12 protein-coding genes are annotated in these 16,873 nt (G+C 60.9%); 6 read left to right on the top strand and 6 right to left on the bottom strand.

All coding sequences use genetic code 11. The features are described from left to right. Nucleotides 1-81 precede the first annotated feature (81 nt). The 6 genes from N5D22_RS17070 to N5D22_RS17045 all read right to left on the bottom strand — a co-directional run bounded on the left by N5D22_RS17070 (nucleotide 82) and on the right by N5D22_RS17045 (nucleotide 7,477). Entirely contained in the window at nucleotides 82-1,995 is a 1,914-nt protein-coding gene (locus tag N5D22_RS17070; RefSeq protein WP_279657050.1) for a PhoX family phosphatase, read from the bottom strand. Between the two features lie 129 nt (nucleotides 1,996-2,124). Then, on the bottom strand, nucleotides 2,125-2,838 hold the full coding sequence (locus tag N5D22_RS17065) for a 4'-phosphopantetheinyl transferase superfamily protein (protein WP_279657049.1): 714 nt from the start codon (nucleotides 2,836-2,838) through the stop codon (nucleotides 2,125-2,127). Nucleotides 2,839-2,922: 84 nt separating this feature from the next. After that, nucleotides 2,923-3,678, bottom strand: coding sequence for a 2,3-dihydro-2,3-dihydroxybenzoate dehydrogenase (dhbA, locus tag N5D22_RS17060; RefSeq protein WP_279657048.1), 756 nt, complete (start codon nucleotides 3,676-3,678; stop codon nucleotides 2,923-2,925). Nucleotides 3,679-3,691: 13 nt separating this feature from the next. Further along, nucleotides 3,692-4,561, bottom strand: coding sequence for an isochorismatase (locus N5D22_RS17055; protein WP_127756835.1), 870 nt, complete (start codon nucleotides 4,559-4,561; stop codon nucleotides 3,692-3,694). 96 nt (nucleotides 4,562-4,657) lie between these two features. After that, entirely contained in the window at nucleotides 4,658-6,283 is a 1,626-nt protein-coding gene (locus N5D22_RS17050; RefSeq protein WP_279657043.1) for a (2,3-dihydroxybenzoyl)adenylate synthase, read from the bottom strand. Nucleotides 6,284-6,301: 18 nt separating this feature from the next. Next, nucleotides 6,302-7,477, bottom strand: coding sequence for an isochorismate synthase MenF (locus N5D22_RS17045; RefSeq protein WP_279657042.1), 1,176 nt, complete (start codon nucleotides 7,475-7,477; stop codon nucleotides 6,302-6,304). 81 nt (nucleotides 7,478-7,558) lie between these two features. Here N5D22_RS17045 and N5D22_RS17040 point away from each other — a divergent pair, with 81 nt between their 5' ends. From N5D22_RS17040 to N5D22_RS17015, 6 genes are all read left to right on the top strand, one after another. After that, nucleotides 7,559-12,007 (top strand): amino acid adenylation domain-containing protein, encoded by a 4,449-nt coding sequence (locus N5D22_RS17040; RefSeq protein WP_279657041.1) that lies wholly within the window; start codon nucleotides 7,559-7,561, stop codon nucleotides 12,005-12,007. 60 nt (nucleotides 12,008-12,067) lie between these two features. Further along, nucleotides 12,068-13,414, top strand: a complete 1,347-nt coding sequence (locus tag N5D22_RS17035) for a condensation domain-containing protein (protein WP_279657040.1) — start codon at nucleotides 12,068-12,070, stop codon at nucleotides 13,412-13,414. A gap of 965 nt (nucleotides 13,415-14,379) precedes the next feature. After that, a complete protein-coding gene (locus N5D22_RS17030) occupies nucleotides 14,380-15,027 on the top strand; it encodes a hypothetical protein (protein WP_279657039.1) in 648 nt (215 codons plus the stop codon). Continuing rightward, nucleotides 15,020-15,715: a hypothetical protein gene (locus N5D22_RS17025; RefSeq protein ID WP_279657037.1), complete on the top strand. Its 696-nt coding sequence runs from the start codon at nucleotides 15,020-15,022 to the stop codon at nucleotides 15,713-15,715. Before N5D22_RS17030 ends, N5D22_RS17025 begins: the two co-directional genes overlap by 8 nt. 104 nt (nucleotides 15,716-15,819) lie before the next feature. Further along, nucleotides 15,820-16,386, top strand: a complete 567-nt coding sequence (locus tag N5D22_RS17020) for a DNA-binding protein (protein WP_279657036.1) — start codon at nucleotides 15,820-15,822, stop codon at nucleotides 16,384-16,386. A 76-nt stretch (nucleotides 16,387-16,462) separates the two neighbouring features. Then, nucleotides 16,463-16,726 carry a hypothetical protein gene (locus N5D22_RS17015; RefSeq protein ID WP_279657034.1) on the top strand — a complete coding sequence of 88 codons (264 nt, stop codon included), beginning with the start codon at nucleotides 16,463-16,465 and terminating at the stop codon, nucleotides 16,724-16,726. Nucleotides 16,727-16,873 lie beyond the last annotated feature (147 nt).

The following is a 16,873-nucleotide window of genomic DNA, read 5'->3' as shown; positions in this document are numbered from 1 at the left end:
GCATCCTTCGGGTGCACGGCGATTTATGGCGTGGAACCGGATGGTGTTTTGTCACGATCCGGTTCCGCTCATGCCGGAACGTCAGCCGATCTGGGCGTTGTCGTCACGCTTGATGGCGATGACGGTCGAGCGCGGCAGCTTGCCTTCGCCATCCGGGAAGGGGGCGTCGGGGTGCTGGATGCCGACGAAGTGGGTGCGCTTGTCGCCCGACCAGGTCTGGCCGGTGACTTCGGAACCCTTCGGTGCGGTCAGGAAGCGCTCGATGCGGCCGGTGGCCGGGTCGCCGGCCAGCATCTGGTTGTTGCCCTGGCCGGCGAAGTTGCCTTCATTGCTGTCTTCGCCGTCGGTCTGGATCCAGAGGAGACCAGTCGAGTCGAACATCATGCCGTCAGGCGAGTTGAACATGTTGCCTTCGTTGATGTTGGAAGAGCCGGCAAAGGCGTCCTTGTGGACGGTGGGGTTGCCGGCCATGCAGAACAGGTCCCACTTGAACTTGCCGTCCGCATGGTCGTCATTTTCCGGATACCAGCGCACGATCTGGCCGTATTCGTTCTTTTCGCGCGGGTTGGCGGCGTTGATGGCCATGGCGTCGCCGCCGGCATTGGCGCGCAGCTTGCCATCCTTCATTTCGCCGCGGCGGCTGTTATTGGTCAGCGCGCAATAGGCTTCGATGGCGACCGGGTTGATGGCGACCCATTCCGGGCGGTCCATGGTGGTTGCACCCACCTTGGAAGCGGCCTGACGGGTGAAGACGCAGATTTCGTCCATCTTCATGCCGGTGGTCTCAGGTGTGAGCGCCATCCATTCGCCGGCGCCGTCATCGGCGAACTTTGCGACATGGAGCGTGCCTTCGTCGAGCAGCTTCGACGTGTCGCCGCCCGGCACGTAAATGCCGTTGGAGACGAATTTGTAGAGGAATTCGCCACGCTCGTCGTCACCCATATAAACGACGACACGGCCGTCACGGGCGATCACCACAGCGGCGTTTTCGTGCTTGATGCGGCCAAGTGCTGTGCGCTTGATCGGGGTGGAGGAGGCATCCGAAGGATCGATCTCGACCACGTAACCGGCGCGGCGCGGTTCGTTGGGGTTCTTGGCGACGTCGAAACGCGCGTCGAACTTCTCATAGGCGTAACGGGTCTCGGCGACAATGCCGTAGCGCTTGTAATCGTCAGGCAGCTTGAAGGCGGCGTCAGTGGTGCCGAAATAACCGTTGAAGTTCTCTTCGCAGGTGAGGTAGGTGCCCCACGGCGTGCGGCCGGCGCCACAATTGTTGAAGGTGCCGAGACAGTCGATACCATCAGGGTCGGCGGCGGTTTTGACGAGATCGGAGCCTGCGGCCGGGCCGGAAAGCTTCATCGGCGTATTGTGGTGGATACGGCGGTTGAAGGGGCTGTCGAGAACGATTTCCCAGCCCTCATTACCTTCCGCAACTTCCATGACGGTGACGCCCTGCATGTTCTGCAGGATCTTCACGTCGTCGGCCGTCTTGGGGTTGCCTTTCTCGGCATGCGGCAGGTTGGTTTCCGGGTTCACATATTCATGGTTGACGGCGATGAGTTGGTGGCTGCCGACCATGAAGAGTTCCATGCCGTCGGTGTTTTCGCCGAAGACCTTGTCGGAGTTCTCAACGCTGACGCCCTTGGCGGGGTCGAGATCGGGAACGTTGGAGAATAGCGGCTGGCCCCATTTCGCCAACGGCTTCCAGTTATAACCTTCCGGCACATGGATGGTGTTGTCGGTGGCGGCGGCAACCGGCTTGAAGGGGAAACGGCCGACGGCGGCTTCCTGCGCCTCGGCCGAGGTGCTGCTCATCAGGTTGCCGAGCGTGCCCATGGCGGCCGCGGCCGAACCGAAGGCAAGCACGCCGCCGAGGAAGCCGCGGCGGGAAATCGCGGTCTCGACCACGCGGTCGAAATCGGTTTCGGCCGGCGGCGGGTTTTGCAGTTCGTCCCATTCGTCCCAGGACAGCTTGCTCGTATCGATGTCGGTCATGTCGTGTCTCCATCGTTCAACGTTTGGAATCATTCCAGCAAGCTGCGTACCGTCCCAGTGTTTCACTCGGATGACGGGAAGGATCGCTTTAAATATGATTATAATAGAAGAGAATTCATGGTTTTTCCCTCAATGCGGGAAAAGGATGCGGGTGAGCAGGAAATCTTCAAAGCGGCAGAAGCGGAATGGAATCTCCGTTCCCCCACGCCATTTCTCGCTCAGGTCGGCGGTTAGCCGCAGCGTGGCGCAACCGCTGCCGTCGAAGCCGGACAATTCGGCCGCCTCGAAAAAGAAGGGCCGTTTCACGGTTGGGTAAAGCGCCTTGAACAGGCTTTCCTTGGCCGAAAAAATCAGCCCGATCATGAAAGGGTCGATGGCGTTGCCGAGGTTGTGGCGTTCATTCGCCGTCAGGGCCTGCGGAGCGATATCGTCGGCTTCCTCTTCGGTCAGGAACCTTTCAATATCGATGCCGATGCCGCAAAACCGCTCGGAAGAACCGGCAAGCGCGATGGCCCGTTCATGGCTGTGGGAAATCGCGCCGATCACGCCTTCGGGCCAGGCTGGTGCGCGATCGTCTCCCATGCCGGGAAAGACGGTGCGGCCGGTGAGGTGGCGTATGGCTTCAGCCGCGCATCTGCGTCCGGCGATGAATTCCGCCTTGCGTCTGGGCGTCGCATGCAAAAGCTGCGGCGGCAGGGGAGGGACCGTGCCGCCGCAGCCTTCGTCGGCGCTGTAACGAAGGGTGAAGCAATGGCAATCGCGCCTGTCGTCCGGCCAAGGCCAGATGGCCTCGGGTGGATCGCCGGAGGCGGCTTCGCGATGAAACGCCGTTGCGATGCCCATGTCCGTCGCCCTCATCCAGCGGCCTGGATCATGATGAGAGCGGGATCGCGAAACCGCTCACACATCTCGCCATCCCACTGCCGTTCAGGCCGCAAGTGTTGCGCCGCCATCAACGACGATCTGCTGCATCGTCACATGGCCGGCCTGATCGGAGGCGAGGAACAGCACCGTATCTGCGATATCGTCCGGCCTCGCGATCTTGCCGAGCGGAATGCCGAGCTTGAACTGCTCGGGCAGGCCGGCGACCAGCCGTTCCTTGCCGGCGGGATCGCTCAGCATGCCGGCAAGCATTGGCGTATCGGTGGAGCCGGGGGAGACGACATTGCAGCGCACGCCATAGGGCGCAAGCTCAAGGGCGGCGCAATGGCTGAGGCTGACCAGCGCCGCCTTGGAGGCGCAATAGGCCATCATGCCGATGCGCGGCACGACGGCGGCGTTGGAGCCGACATTGACGATCGCGCCGCGCCGCTGCCGCTTGAAGGTGCTGCTCCATTGCCGCAGCATATGGAACGGCCCGGCGGCGTTGACATCCATGCAGGCCTTCCAGTCCGCCGGCGTCAGGCTTTCGCTGTCGCCGAGCCGCAATATGCCGGCGGCATTGACCAGAATATCGAGCCCGCCCCATTCTTTCTCGATCGCCTTGCAGGTCGTCTCCACCGCGTCGGCGTCGGTGATGTCGAGCGCCATCTGGCGAAAGGGAGCCCCCACTGTGTCGGCCAGAAGGTCGAGGCCGATGACCTCGGCCCCTTCCTCGATGAAACGTTCGGCGATGCGGCGGCCGATGCCCTGGGCCGTGCCCGTCACCAGCACACGCCGTCCGGTAAATCTCTGTTGCGTCATCCTGTCCGTCCGCTCAGGCTGCGAGCCGCTTTTCTTCGATCAGCGCCCACCAGGCGGAAAGTGTAGGTACACGCGCAAGCTCATCGAAGCCGACGGTGACACCGCGCTCCTTCAGTTCGCCGGCGAGCTTCATCACCTGTAGCGAATCCAGCCCGTAGAAGATGAGATTCTCATCCGGGTCGATATCGCTTTCGTCCTCCACCATTTGCAGGACGCGGGCTTTCAGCCATTCGCGGGTGCCGGTGGCCTCGCCTGCACCGACAAGGCTTGCGGTATCGATCACCACGCCGCAGCGCGTCGCCACATATTGCAGCGCCATGCGGTGTTCGGCCTCGGAAAAATCGGCGACGCCGTCACCGATCATGAAGGGCTGAATATCCTTCATGAAGGCTTCCACCGCCGTCATCATGCAGCCGATATGGGCGTAAACGCCGCCGACGATGATCTGGTCGCGGCCCCAGCCTTTCATGCGCTCAGCAAGGTCGGAACGCTGGAAGGCGCTGTAGCGCCATTTGGTCAAAACCACGTCGTCGGGCGTCGGCGCAAGCTTGTCCACCACCTTCTGCAATTCGGGATCGACGACAGTGAGACCCGGTCCCCACATGTCGTTCAGGAGCGCGCGGTCGCCGGGCGGCTGGTTATGCGGCTGGGCGGTATAGATGACTGGCACGCCGTTCTGAACGGCCCATGCCTTCACCTTGGCGAGATTGTCGATGAGGCTGGTCATCAGCTTGCCGTCGGCCTCGTAGAACCGCAGGAAATAACGCTGCATGTCGTGGATGAGGAGCACGGCGCGTTTCGCATCCGGCTGCCATTTTGTCTTGTTGGCCGGAAAGCTCGCGGCGACCGGCATCGGATAGTCGGAAATGGTGGGGATCGTCATGATGACCTCGTTTTTTTGCTGCGCCGGCTTGGGCGGCGCGTAATCTTTGGAATTGGGGACGCCCTTTTGAGCGTCCCTTTCGATTGGCGCTGCGTGTCAGGCGCTGATGGCGACGGGGGCTGTCAGCAGGTCGCGCAGGCGCTTCTTGTCGATCTTGCCGACGGCGGTGAGCGGCATGGCGTCGATGAAGCGCACGCGGTCCGGCAACTTGTAATCCGCGACGCCGAGTCCGGCGAGATGCTGGCGGATGGCCGGCGCCTTGAGCGCGGGATTGCGGGATACGACGAAGACGCAGCTTTTTTCGCCGAGAAGCTCGTCCTGCATCGCCACCAGCGCCGCGTGCGTCACATCCGGATGCCGCAGGATCAGGTTTTCCACCTCCTCCGAAGCGACCTTTTCGCCGCCGCGATTGATCTGGTCCTTCACCCGGCCAACGACCCGCAGATAACCTTCGGGCGTGCGCTGCACGACGTCGCCGGAATAATAGAAGCCATCCTTGTCGAAGACCCGGGCGCTATGTTCGGGCGCGCGGTAATAGCCCCGGAACGTATAGGGGCCACGGGTCGCCAGCATGCCGGCTTCACCCTCCGGCACGTCATTGCCGTCCTCATCAACGATGCGGATTTCGTCATCCGGGCTGATCGGCCGGCCTTGCGTGGTGAAGACGATATGGTCGGGGTCACCGGCGCGGGTGTAGTTCACCAGACCTTCCGCCATGCCGAACACCTGCTGCAGATCGCAGCCCAAGACCTCCGGCACCTGGCGGGCGAGCGCTTCGGCGAAACTTGCGCCGCCGACCTGCAGGAGCTTGAGCGACTTTAGCCGTTCGCGATGGGCGGGAACCACCTGCAGCCACAGCGCCACCGCCGGCGGCACCAGCGGCACGATATCGACGCCGTGTTTTTCGATCAGATCGAAGCAGGCAAGCGGCTCCGGATTGGCGGCCATGACCACCGCACCGCCGGCGTGGAACACGCCGAGCGCGCCGGGCGAACTCATCGGGTAATTATGCGCCACCGGAATGGCGCAGAGGAAGCGGGTCAGCGGCGAAAGTTCGCAAATCTCCGCGCTGGCCCGGGCGCTGTAGTCATAGTCGTTATGCGTCCGGGGGATCAGTTTCGGCGTTCCGGTGCTGCCGCCGGAAAGCTGGAACAGCGCCACCTCATCGGCGGCGGAAGGGGCGTAAGCCGGTGGATTTTCGGCCGGGGTGGCCAGCTTCTGCTCCAGGCTGCGCTGCGGATCGGTTTCGCCGAGCAGCAGGGTCACGGCAAGCTTTGGGGAAGTCGCCTTCAGCGCCTCCACAAATGCGTCATCGGCGAAAAGCTCGTGGCTGCGCGAGGCGATCACCAGCTTCGGCGCGATCTGCTCCGCATAGGAGGTCATTTCCAGCCGACGATGGCTGAAAAGCGCATTGACGGGGGCTGCGCCGATTTTGATGAGCGCGAAAAAGACGAGATAGAACTCGGCTATGTTCGGCAATTGCACCAGCGCGGTATCACCCCTGCCGACGCCTGCGGCGGAGAGATGGCCGGCCAGATTGGAGGATTGCCGGTCGAGATCGGCATAGGTGAAGCGGCGGTCGCCGCAGATCAGCGCTGTGGCGTCCGGCCGGCGTTCCACCTGTTCGGTGAGGACGCCGCTCAGCGGCCGGTCGATCCAGTAACCGCGTTCGCGGTATCGGCGAACGAAATCCTCGGGCCAGCGTTCAAATTCGATTGTCATGGTTTGTCCCTGGGAAAATCAGGCCGCAAGACCGCAGGCGTTCAGCATGGTCTTGAGTTTTGTCTGCACCTCGGCCCATTCGGATTCGGGCTCCGAGGCTTCCACAATGCCCGCGCCTGCAAAAAGCCGCACGGTTTCACGCTGCACAGTGCCGCAACGGATGGTCACCACCCATTCGCCGTTCCCTTGCGAATCCGTCCAGCCGACCATGCCGGTGAAGAGGCCACGCTCGAAAGGTTCGACAAAGCGGATGAGGCGATGGGCGCGCTCGGTGGGGAAGCCGCAGACGGCTGGCGTCGGGTGCAGCAGGCAGGCGAGCTGCAGCGCATTGGTTTCCGGATCGGCGAGACGGCCTTCTATGCGGGTCGAAAGATGCCAGAGCGCCGCCGTGTTGATGAGGGAGGGTTTTTCGGGAACATCGAGTTCCGCGCAGACCGGCGAAAGCAGCGAGCGGATATCCTCGATGACAAGGCTATGCTCGTAATGATCCTTTTCCGAGGCCGAAAGCCGATCCGCATTGGCCTTGTCCGCCGCCGGATCGACCATGCGTTTTGCCGATCCCGCCAGCGGGTTCGAGATGATTTTCTCGCCCTGCTTGCGAATCAGCAGTTCCGGGCTGACGCCGATCAGGTCGCCGCCATCGGGCAGCGGGATGCGGAACTGGTAACCTTCGCGGTTCTGTTTGGCGAGGCTCGCCAGCAATCTTTCGACATTGACCTCGGAGGCGAAGGTCAGTTCACGCATGACGGAAAGCACCGCCTTGCGGACTTCGGAATGGCGGAAATTGACGATGGCGTGTTCGACGGCGCGCTTGAAACCGCTCTCGTCCGGCAGGCTGTTCTGGCCGACAAGGGCGGGCATGGCCGAATCGGCAACGATCGGCTCCGCATCTCTGGAATTCCATTCATGGTTGTATGGAATATACAGGCATGAGGGTTCGCTGACATCGAAGGGGATAGCGCCGATGGCGATGGGGTTCTCCTGTCCGTCCCGGCGGGCGCGCTCGAAAGCGCCGGCCAACGCCTGCTGCAGCGGGCTGGCAATGTCTTCGCCGCCCCGGGCTGGAATCGCGATCTTTTCGCGAATGCCCTTGGCGCGCAATTGCCCGCTGCCGGATGTAAATAAGAACTCTCTATTAAAATCAGTAACTTCGTCGGATTCGACGTCATTCGTCCTGAGTGCTCCCGTTTTCATGGGATGCCTCCTGTGCGAGTGGTTGACGATGGCTTATACTTGAGTATGCTAATCATGTTTTGTCAACCGGTACAAACTCACATGCTAAATTTAACTCCGATGCAGGTGGCCTACTGGGTCGGTCGCGAGGCGGATGGAATACTCGGAAAAGTTACGCCTCATCTTTATCTCGAATTCGAGGGGCCGGGGCTGGACGGGGAAAAACTGGCTGCGGCGGTCGACAGGCTCTGCCGGCGCCACCCCATGCTGAGCCTCAGGATCGATGCTGAAGGGCGGCAGTCCGTCGATCCCATTGGCCGGCCGCTCCGCCTCGATGTGGAGGACATGACCGCTCTTGATTCGAAGGCGCTTGCACGTCGTCTCGAGGCGAAGCGTGAGGAATGGAGCCATCGCCGCGCCGACCTTCGCATTGCCCCGCCGGCGGCCGTCTCCCTCAGCCTGTTGCCCGGTGGGCGCTGCCGGTTGCATCTGGATACCGATATGCTCGCCATTGATCCGGCCAGCGTGCGGATGGTGATGGAGGACCTCGCCCGTTTCTACGAGACGGCGTCAGGCGCAGACGAAACGCGGACTTTCGAATCAGTGACCCCGTCGTTTTTCGACTGGGCCGAACGTCTCATGTCCGATCCGGACTTGAGGGGCTTGCGCGAGAGGGACCGCCTGTGGTGGCGGCAGCGTCTTGCCGATGTTCCGGACGCGCCGCCGCTGCCATTTCTGCCCGATGACCCATCGCGCGCCGTTCGCACCGACCGGTTCGCAGCGATGCTTGCGGCGGCCGAGCGCGGCAATCTGGAACGGGCGGCGCGGCGTTGCTCGGTGACGACATCGACCCTCCTGCTGGGCGTCTTCGCCATGGCGCTTTCGCAGGCGACCCGGGCGGAGAGGTTCCGGCTCTCCGTGCCGGCTTTCTGGCGTGCACCGCTGGTGGAAGGGGTCGATGGCGTCGTCGGCGAATTTTCCAACGTGCTGGTGCTCGGCGTCGACATCAGGCCTGAAGAAACTCTCGAAGCGCTGCTCGGCCGGCTGTTCGATGAGATGAACGGGCTTCTCGCGCACCAGTCCTATCCGGGCGTCAGTGTGATGCGCGATCTTTCCCGCCAGCGCGGTGGTCTGCAGACCTCGCCGGTGGTCTTCACCGCCGGGGTCGATCTTCCGGGCGGCGAATTGTTTTCGCAACGGGTCGGTCGGGTGTTCGGTCCGATGGTCCACACCGTCTCGCAGGGGCCGGGGGTGGCGCTGGATGCACAGGTGGCGGCGGTGGATGGCGGTCTGCTGATCAACTGGGATGTGCGGCTCGATGCGCTGCCGGAACGCTGGCTGCGCGCCTTGTTTGAAACCTACGTCGCTCTTCTTCGCCGGATCGCGGAAAGCCCCGATCTCGCTTGCGAAAGCGTGGAGCGATTGGTCGCGCAGCGGTCGGAAACGGCAGCCGAGGCAAAAGGAAAACCCATGGAACGTCCCCTCTCACCCCTGCAACAGGCCTATCTGCTCGGGCGCGGCACCCATCTGCCGCTGAGCGGCGTGGCGATGCAGGAGTTCCGCGAATATCGCGGCGATATCGACCCGGAACTGCTGCGGTCGCGGCTTGCCGCGATGGTCGCGAGACATGAAAGCCTGCGCACCCGCATCGACGAGCGACGGCTGGTGCAGATGGTCTCCGAAGAGCCGAAGATCAATCTCGATCTCGTCGATCTTTCGGCCCTGTCTGTTCCGCAAGCCGAGGCAAGGATCGACGCGGTGCGACGGGATTTTTCCCATGCACATTTCGATCTCGCAGCCTCTCCATGGCAGATCACTGTGTTTCTTATGCCGGATGCGGGGCTGACGGGGCATAAGATCGTGGTTTTCCTGCGTTTCGACGCGCTTATCCTTGATGGGCGGGCCATTGCCAGCCTCGCGGCGGAACTCTTCGATGATGCCGTGCCGCCGGAAGCCGCCGCAACGGCCGAAACGCCGAAGGAGGATATTTCGGCGGTCCGTTCCGGGGATGCCGCCTATTGGGCTGAAAAGTTGAAAGATGCCGAGGTGCCCTCGCAACTGCCGTGGAAAGCACCGCTCGAAACCATTTCCACGTCGCGTTACAGCCGCCAGAGCCTGATCGTGGAAAAACAGCGCTTCGCCGCCTTTTCGCGAATCGGTGCGAAGGAGCGGCTCTTCAAGAATTCGGCGCTGACGGCCGTTATTCTCGATGTGCTGTCCCTCTGGCTCAACGAAGGCGCTCTGGTCGTCGGCATCCCGGTCGCGCCACAGGTGGAAGGAGGCTTCGCCAACCGCTCGAGCTTCATCGCCGTCAAATGGGATGCGGCCAAGGGTGAGTTTGCGGGGCGGGCGGCAGGCCTGCAGACGGATGTGCTGGAAGGGCTGAACCATCTCGCCTTTTCGGGTATCGATCTCAATCGTGTGCTTCTCAATGCCAACTCCGGCGGGCTTGCTTTGCCTGTCGTGCTTACCAACGGGTTGAGCTGGCCGACACTGTCGCCCGGATCGACTATGCGCTGGACGGACGGGCTTACTCAGACGCCGCAGGTGGCGCTGGATTTCCGCTTTTCGCAGAATCCGCAGGGCGATCTCGTCCTCGATGTCGATTATGCCGAACAGGCCATCGATGCGGCGACGGTGGCGGATATTCTCGCCGCCATCGAGCGCGCGATTGCAGGGATCGTGGATAGCGGCGCTTTCTCCTTCAACACACGCGATATTGTCGACCTGTCTCACTACCGGCTGAACGGCGACGAAGGAAACTTCGTCTGCACGCCATTTCTGGAACGGATCGCCGGCCATCTTTTCGAGGGCGACCCGTCGCGCACGGCGCTCGTCAGCGGCAAGCGGCGCATCACTTATGGCGAACTCGGTCAGATGGTGGCAAGGGCGATGGCGGGCCTCAAGGCGCGCGGCACCGGCCAAGGCGATGTCGTGGCCGTGTGCCTGCAACGCAGTCCCGAACATACGGCCATCACGCTCGCCGCAGCGCTGATGGGGGCTGTCTGGGTGCCCGTCGATGCCGGCTCGCCGGAAGATCGCCTGCGCTATCTGCTGACCAATTGCCGCCCGGCCGTCATCGTCGCCCGCAGCGTTCCGCAGGGTTTCGACGCTGTCGATCCGGCGGAGCTTCTCTCCGCGCCCGCACCGGCTGGCGCACCTGTTACCATGGCAGAGGTTGCGGCGCTGTCCCGCAGCGAGGAGCCGGCCTATTATCTCTACACGTCGGGCACGACTGGCAAACCGAAATGCGTCGTGCTTTCCAATCGCGCCACGGCCAATGTCATCGGCAGCACGCTTGCGGAATGGGCGGTGACGGAAAAGGACGTGTTCATATCGGTCACGCCGCTGCATCACGACATGTCCGTCTTCGATGTTTTCGGCGCGCTCGTCGCGGGAGCGACCCTGGTGCTGCCGGAACCCGGCGAGGAAAAGGATGCGGTGCGCTGGAACGAGCTGGTGGCCGAACATGGCGTCACGCTCTGGTGCTCGGTGCCGGCCATCCTCGAAATGCTTCTCTCCTGCCGTCGTGGTGACCGGCTCGCTTCGCTCAGGCTCATCGCCCAGGGCGGCGACTACATCAAGCCCGTCATCATCGAGGAGCTGCGCCGGCTGAAGCCCGGCCTGCGGCTGATATCGCTCGGTGGACCGACGGAAACGACGATCTGGAGCATCTGGCACGAGATCGTCGCCGAAGACGTGGCGGCCGTGCCCTATGGCCACCCGCTGCCGGCCAATCGTTATTTCGTCCTCAACGATCAGGGCGGCCATTGCCCGGCCGGTGTCGTCGGCCGCATCCATACGGCCGGCGTGAATGTCGCTATCGGCTATCTCGAAGATGGCGCGATTACCCAGACGGATTTTGTGACGGTTGCCGATCCGGAAGGAAACCCCGTGCGCGCCTTCCGCACCGGAGACCGGGGCCGTTACCGGCCGGATGGCAAGATCATGTTTGCCAGCCGCGTCAATGGTTACGTCAAGGTGCGCGGCGTGCGCGTTTCGCTGCCGGATGTGGAAAACGAGCTTATCCGCCATCCTTCCATCCAGCGGGTTCTGGTGGTGGATTACGGTGTCGAACAAAAGGGCGAGGCGGCCATCGGCGTGCTTTACGTCGTTGCGCCGGGCCTTGAACTCTCGACCGCCGATCTGCGCAATTTTGCCCGCCAGCATCTGCCGGAATCGCATGTGCCCGGCCGGTTTCTCAAGGTCGACGATCTGCCGCTTTCGGCCAATGGCAAGCCGGATCGCCGTCGCGCCCGCGAATTGCTGACCGGTGCTGCGGAACCGGCAAAAATCTCCGCCCCTGCTGCTCCCGCCGTCGATCAGGGCGACCGCCGGGTGCTGGATATCTATCTCGGCGTGCTGGGTAAAAAACCGGCGAATGTGGATGCGAACAGCGACCTGCTGGCGCTCGGTCTTCTGCCTTCGCATCTGAAAACAGTCTCGGCTGAAATCCGCACTGCCTTCGGCGTGGAGCTCACACCGCAGCAGCTTTTGCGGTGCCGTAACGCCAGACAGGTGACTTCGCTCCTGGCCGCCCGGGCGGCGTGAACCCAATCATTTCGGGCGGCACTTCGCGCCCGATAACGGAAATTATGCAAGGAAAAACAGATGGCGCATATCGATCCTGCCGGCGGCTGGCTTCCACTGACGCAGCCGCAACTCGATTTCTGGGAGGAGTTTTCCTTCCATCCCGACGAGCCGGTTTCCACCGTCGCCCATTACATCGATCTTTCCGGTGCGGTGAATGAAAGCGCGCTCATCAAGGCGATCAAACGCACCGTGCGCGAATCCGAAGTCCTGTCGATCCGTTTCCGTATCGGCGACGATGGCGAGACGCCGCAGCAATGCTGTGATCCAAGCCATGCCCCGGTGGTGGAGCTTGTCGATCTCCGTGGCGATTCCGCTCCTCTGGAAGAGGCGCTGCGGCGCATGAACGCGGATGTGGAAGCAAGGCTCGATCTCAGAACCGACAGGCTTTCGGCGCAGCTGCTCTACCGTATCGCCGACGATCGTTACCTCTGGTATATCCGCGCCCATCATATCGTCGTTGATGGTTATGGCCTGACGCTGGTGGAGCAGCGCTGCGGCCAGCTTTACGGGCACTATTGCGGCAAGGGCGAAGCGGGTCCGGATTTCCACCCCTTCGGCGATTTCCTTGCCGAAGAGGATGCCTACAAGCAAAGCCGGCGTTTTGAAAAGGACCGCGATTTCTGGGCGGCCTATCTTACCGCACCCGCCGATCTGCCGGTGCTGGACAAGGATTGCGAGGACTATGGCGGCGGCGGCCTGCATACGGACGCGGCCTTGCCGCAGGGTTTCAGCACGCGGTTGCAACAGGCGGCGGGCGCAATGGAGATCGGCTGGCCGGACCTTCTGGTGCTGCTTTCCGGCCTTTATCTCCACCGTGTCCTGCCGCGGCCGGACCGCGATGTGCTGACCTTGTGGCTGCCCTTCATGAGCCGCTGGGGCAGCGTCGGCGCGCATATGCCGGCCATGCTCGTCAATATTTTGCCCTTCCATCTCACCATCGAGCCGGGCGAGAGCCTCGGCGCATTTCTGAGGCGCAACGCCGCCAATCTGCGAAAGCAGCGCCTGCATGGCCGCTACCGTATCGAGCAGATCGCCGCCGACAGGGAAATCCCGAAGGGCCGGCGCTTCTTCTTCTCGCCGCTCATCAATGTCCTGCCCTTCAGCGCGCCGGTCTTTGCCGGGCTTACCGTTATCAGGCACATCCTTGCCAACGGTCCCGGCGACGGGTTCAACCTGACCTTCCGTGGCGAAGATGACGGCAGCGAGCTGAACCTGCATATCGATGCGGATTCAGCACTGACGCAAGCGGAGGATTTCGCCCGTTACCGCGAGGAGCTGCCATTGTTCCTCGATGCGATGCTGCGCGAAGAGGCGCTGACGCTTGCGGCGGCTGAGGCGTCCACGGCATTCCGTCTGGCGGTTTGAGGGGGTGACGACTGTGGGTGAATGCCTGGCCGGCTTCAGAGTGTGAGGCCGGGCATATGTTGCCGATAAAGGCGGACAATTGTAACCCGCAATACCAGATGGCAGGAGTGGGGGAATTCCGGGATTAGGTGATAAAATCCGATATCCTGCGATTAGAGCCTTGTTTCCACGATAGTTTTTTGGATTGACTGAGAGCAGAGAGATGGACAAGGAAAAGACGGCGATGCAAGATCAAATGGCAGGCAACCATTAGCGACAAACCAGCTAAGACCTAATTTTACCAGCTTGCGCCTGATTTGCCAGTGTATGGCGAAACATTGGATTAAAGCCTTATTTATAAAAAGAAATATTCGCGTCTACGGAAAATATGACGCCATGAAATCGCGTAACTTAGCTAGCCTTGGCGCTGACGCGCGGTCAGTCAAGTGGAAACGACGTTCCTACCGGTTGCGACCCCAAGGAGAAAAATACTAAGTTATTGAAATAAATTCGTAAAATCCAAACATAAGCAACAGAAACGCCGAAGGGGAAGCGGGAATTGCTCAATATGAAAAGTCTGACGAAAAGTAACAGCAAGTGCTGCAACAAAAGTACCTGTAATAGTTCAAACATTGTTGCAACATTTGAGCTACGAAAAAATCGCTTGGCAGGCGGCGAAAATCATCGTAAGCAAATTAGCAGAGCTTGAAAACTCTACAGGTGGTACGCGCCACCAAGGCCGGTGCGAATGATGAAGTCCGATGCGTTAACCCATCGGCATTTTCCCCTTCTAGCTAGCCCTAACGGCGCACTATATCTGGCCTCTGCCGGAAGCGGTTACATGTTTGTGATGTGGCCGGGAGGGCATGTCGAATGTCCAGGGCGAAAGCCTAAAGGGCATGCTGCCGTCCTGTACGGTTTTCAACTCCCGGTTCTGCGCCGCCCGCAGAATACACGCGCCTTGAAAAGCGCTACAGGAGCCAGATATGTTTAATACCTTCGAAAAGATCGAAGCATCGATCTCTGCTATCCGCGCCTTCAACGATCTCATGACCGCCGCCGTCCTTCAAGGCGATGATATGAGCCTCATAGCTTCTGGAACGTTCCGCTTGCTGGATACCCAAGTTGAAATTTTGGCGGATGCAAGTGGCGAAGTTCGGAACGCTTTCAATAGCCTCGAAAAGCGGGAAAGGGAATTGAGTGGAAACTTTGCACACGATTCTAGATCAAACAAAATCAATAACTTGGAGTTTAGTGCAGAGTTTGCACCAATTGTGAAAGCAGCCGGAGAAGCCATTCCCGGCGCGGACTATTACCGCGAAAACCAGCTTCTTATTGCTCGGCTCAATGCCTCTGGCAAGACAGCAGAGGAAATCAGCGTTTTGACTGGTTTAGCCCGTGAGCGCGTCCGTATTTTCATCGACGCGATGCCGGATCACGTTGTCGAGGAGGCGCAGGTTTCTGACCCTATGGCGTTGCGCCGGGAAATCATCGCGCAAAAGATCGCCGAAGGCTACGACGCGGGCGAACTCGCACAGGCCTGCAATCTCAAGCGCTCGACGGTTGAGAAAGTCATGGCTAAACTATTGGGGAACGAGACCGTCCAGTCCCCTAGGAGAGCCAAAAATGGGTGAGAACGCTGTGGCGCTGACTTGCGTCCCACGAGTGTGGATGAATGCACGCGAACTGGCAGATTTGAAGCTTCGCGGCGTGCCGCACACGAAAAGCGCCATGATCCGTTACTTGAAGAGGGTGGGTGTCACATCGATTGAGCGTCTTGCGCGCCCTCATACTGGTTTCGGCGGTGGTCTCGATTACCATTATATGGCGTTACCACCGGAGGCCATCGTTGACTATGAAACACGGTTTTCATTGGTGCCGCCTGCGTTGGATGCCGTCGCGTTGCGCGGCGGCAAACTCCGAGGTGGTGCAAGCGTCATCGAAACGGCGGAGGGCGGGAAGCTCTTTGCCTTCATCCGTCGCACGCATCTTATCAAGCCAGACGCCACAGCAGCCGCCATTCGACGGCTTTGTATCGATGAATTTGGGGAAGCAGTCATTGCGCTGGCGATAGAGACCGGAGCCATCGCGCAGGTCGAAATGCCGCCTCTTTCCGCGTTCCAACGGATACTGACGGACGTGCGGGCTTATTACGCACTCGGAGCGACCACGCGCCGCGCCGGATTTGACCGCGTTTTTGATCGATTTGCCCGCGCCAAGCTCTGTGTGGCGCTTGGTGAAGGCGAGGTTCTCAAGCTGGAAGAGCAAATTCGAGCGCTCACCGATCCCAAGCCTGCGGCCAAACCCAAGCGGACGAAATAGGCTTATTTCACAGATCGCCAATGAGCATCCCGGTTCCTTTTGGAGCCGGGCCGCTCTCCCATGCGTCAACGCGCCGCCAGAGCGCACAAAAACAGGGTTGAGTAATGAGTGAACTGTATTTGACGATCCCGGTTCCGGTCGAAGAGTTTTCGTATATGGAGCGTCGTCTCAAGTATCTTGAGGCGATGCTTATCCGCGTGGTGCGGGACAAGCGCAACATTCAGGAATGGTTCGCAGCGCCCGAACTGGCGGCGAAGCGGTTGAACGGTTTGCCGACGACGCCAGAGGCCGTATCGAGGAAGGCACGCAAAGAGGGCTGGCGGTATCGCAGAGCGAAATTCCGCAACACGTTCTTTATTTCATACCACGTGACAAGCCTTCCCGCCCGCGCCTTTGACGATCTGCTTTCGCGCATCCTCGCCATGCCGGGAATTGACGTGGTGGTGCCGGTTCTTCCAGACCTGCCGGATATGCCCGCGCCGGAAAAACCGGAAGCGGAAAACACGGCCCCGCCGTGGGTGCTGCCTTTGATGCGCATTCTCAAGACGGAAGCGGCGGGTGATATCGCGGAAGCTTGGAGCCTGTTGCCGGAAAGGCTACCTCCCGGCGTTCCGCTGCCGACCGTCGAGGAAGCGGCAAAGGTGCTTGTCGATCTCGGCCTTGCCGGTTGAACACACAAGGATAGCCAGCAACAGCGAATCGGCCCATGAATAACGGGCCGATTTTTGTTTGAGTAAGGAGCGCGGTATGTCTGCAAGTGATTTTGAGCAGTTCGTGAAAGAGAACCTCGGCTACCTGCCGGAGGAAACCCGCGTCATGATACGGATCGCGGAGAACATCCATCCAGATCTTCGGAATGTTATCCGCCAGACACCGATAGCCGACGATACGGACGGCCTGCTTGTCCTCTCCCGGCTTAGCCCGGATAAACAGAAAGAGCTTGCGGCGCGCATCAAGGGTGGTTTTGACCCGCAACAAGCCGTCGAAATGGCAAGCCGGGGTGAGCTTTAAGCGCCAACATCGAAATTGAAGCCGAATTGAAGGCCGTACACGCGATTTGTGGGGTTGTCTGGCGCAATCCCCGTCGCACCCGCTTTGAGCGCGTTCTGTGGCCTCTTGTGGGGTTCGGCCTGTTGTGAGATAAATGCCCTGCGCGAG

It is taken from the genome of Agrobacterium sp. GD03872, assembly GCF_029840625.1.
Taxonomy (GTDB): domain Bacteria; phylum Pseudomonadota; class Alphaproteobacteria; order Rhizobiales; family Rhizobiaceae; genus Agrobacterium; species Agrobacterium fabrum_A.
This window is presented reverse-complemented; position numbering and strand designations above follow the sequence as displayed.

Bases quoted from the DNA above. Each gene is read 5' to 3' on its own strand.
- N5D22_RS17055 (WP_127756835.1), bottom strand. From the start codon at position 4,561: ATGACGATCCCCACCATTTCCGACTATCCGATGCCGGTCGCCGCGAGC.
- N5D22_RS17065 (WP_279657049.1), bottom strand. From the start codon at position 2,838: ATGGGCATCGCAACGGCGTTTCATCGCGAAGCCGCCTCCGGCGATCCA.
- N5D22_RS17030 (WP_279657039.1), top strand. From the start codon at position 14,380: ATGTTTAATACCTTCGAAAAGATCGAAGCATCGATCTCTGCTATCCGC.
- N5D22_RS17045 (WP_279657042.1), bottom strand. From the start codon at position 7,477: ATGAAAACGGGAGCACTCAGGACGAATGACGTCGAATCCGACGAAGTT.
- N5D22_RS17020 (WP_279657036.1), top strand. From the start codon at position 15,820: ATGAGTGAACTGTATTTGACGATCCCGGTTCCGGTCGAAGAGTTTTCG.
- N5D22_RS17035 (WP_279657040.1), top strand. From the start codon at position 12,068: ATGGCGCATATCGATCCTGCCGGCGGCTGGCTTCCACTGACGCAGCCG.
- N5D22_RS17070 (WP_279657050.1), bottom strand. From the start codon at position 1,995: ATGACCGACATCGATACGAGCAAGCTGTCCTGGGACGAATGGGACGAA.
- N5D22_RS17040 (WP_279657041.1), top strand. From the start codon at position 7,559: ATGCTAAATTTAACTCCGATGCAGGTGGCCTACTGGGTCGGTCGCGAG.
- N5D22_RS17050 (WP_279657043.1), bottom strand. From the start codon at position 6,283: ATGACAATCGAATTTGAACGCTGGCCCGAGGATTTCGTTCGCCGATAC.
- N5D22_RS17025 (WP_279657037.1), top strand. From the start codon at position 15,020: ATGGGTGAGAACGCTGTGGCGCTGACTTGCGTCCCACGAGTGTGGATG.
- N5D22_RS17015 (WP_279657034.1), top strand. From the start codon at position 16,463: ATGTCTGCAAGTGATTTTGAGCAGTTCGTGAAAGAGAACCTCGGCTAC.
- dhbA (WP_279657048.1), bottom strand. From the start codon at position 3,678: ATGACGCAACAGAGATTTACCGGACGGCGTGTGCTGGTGACGGGCACG.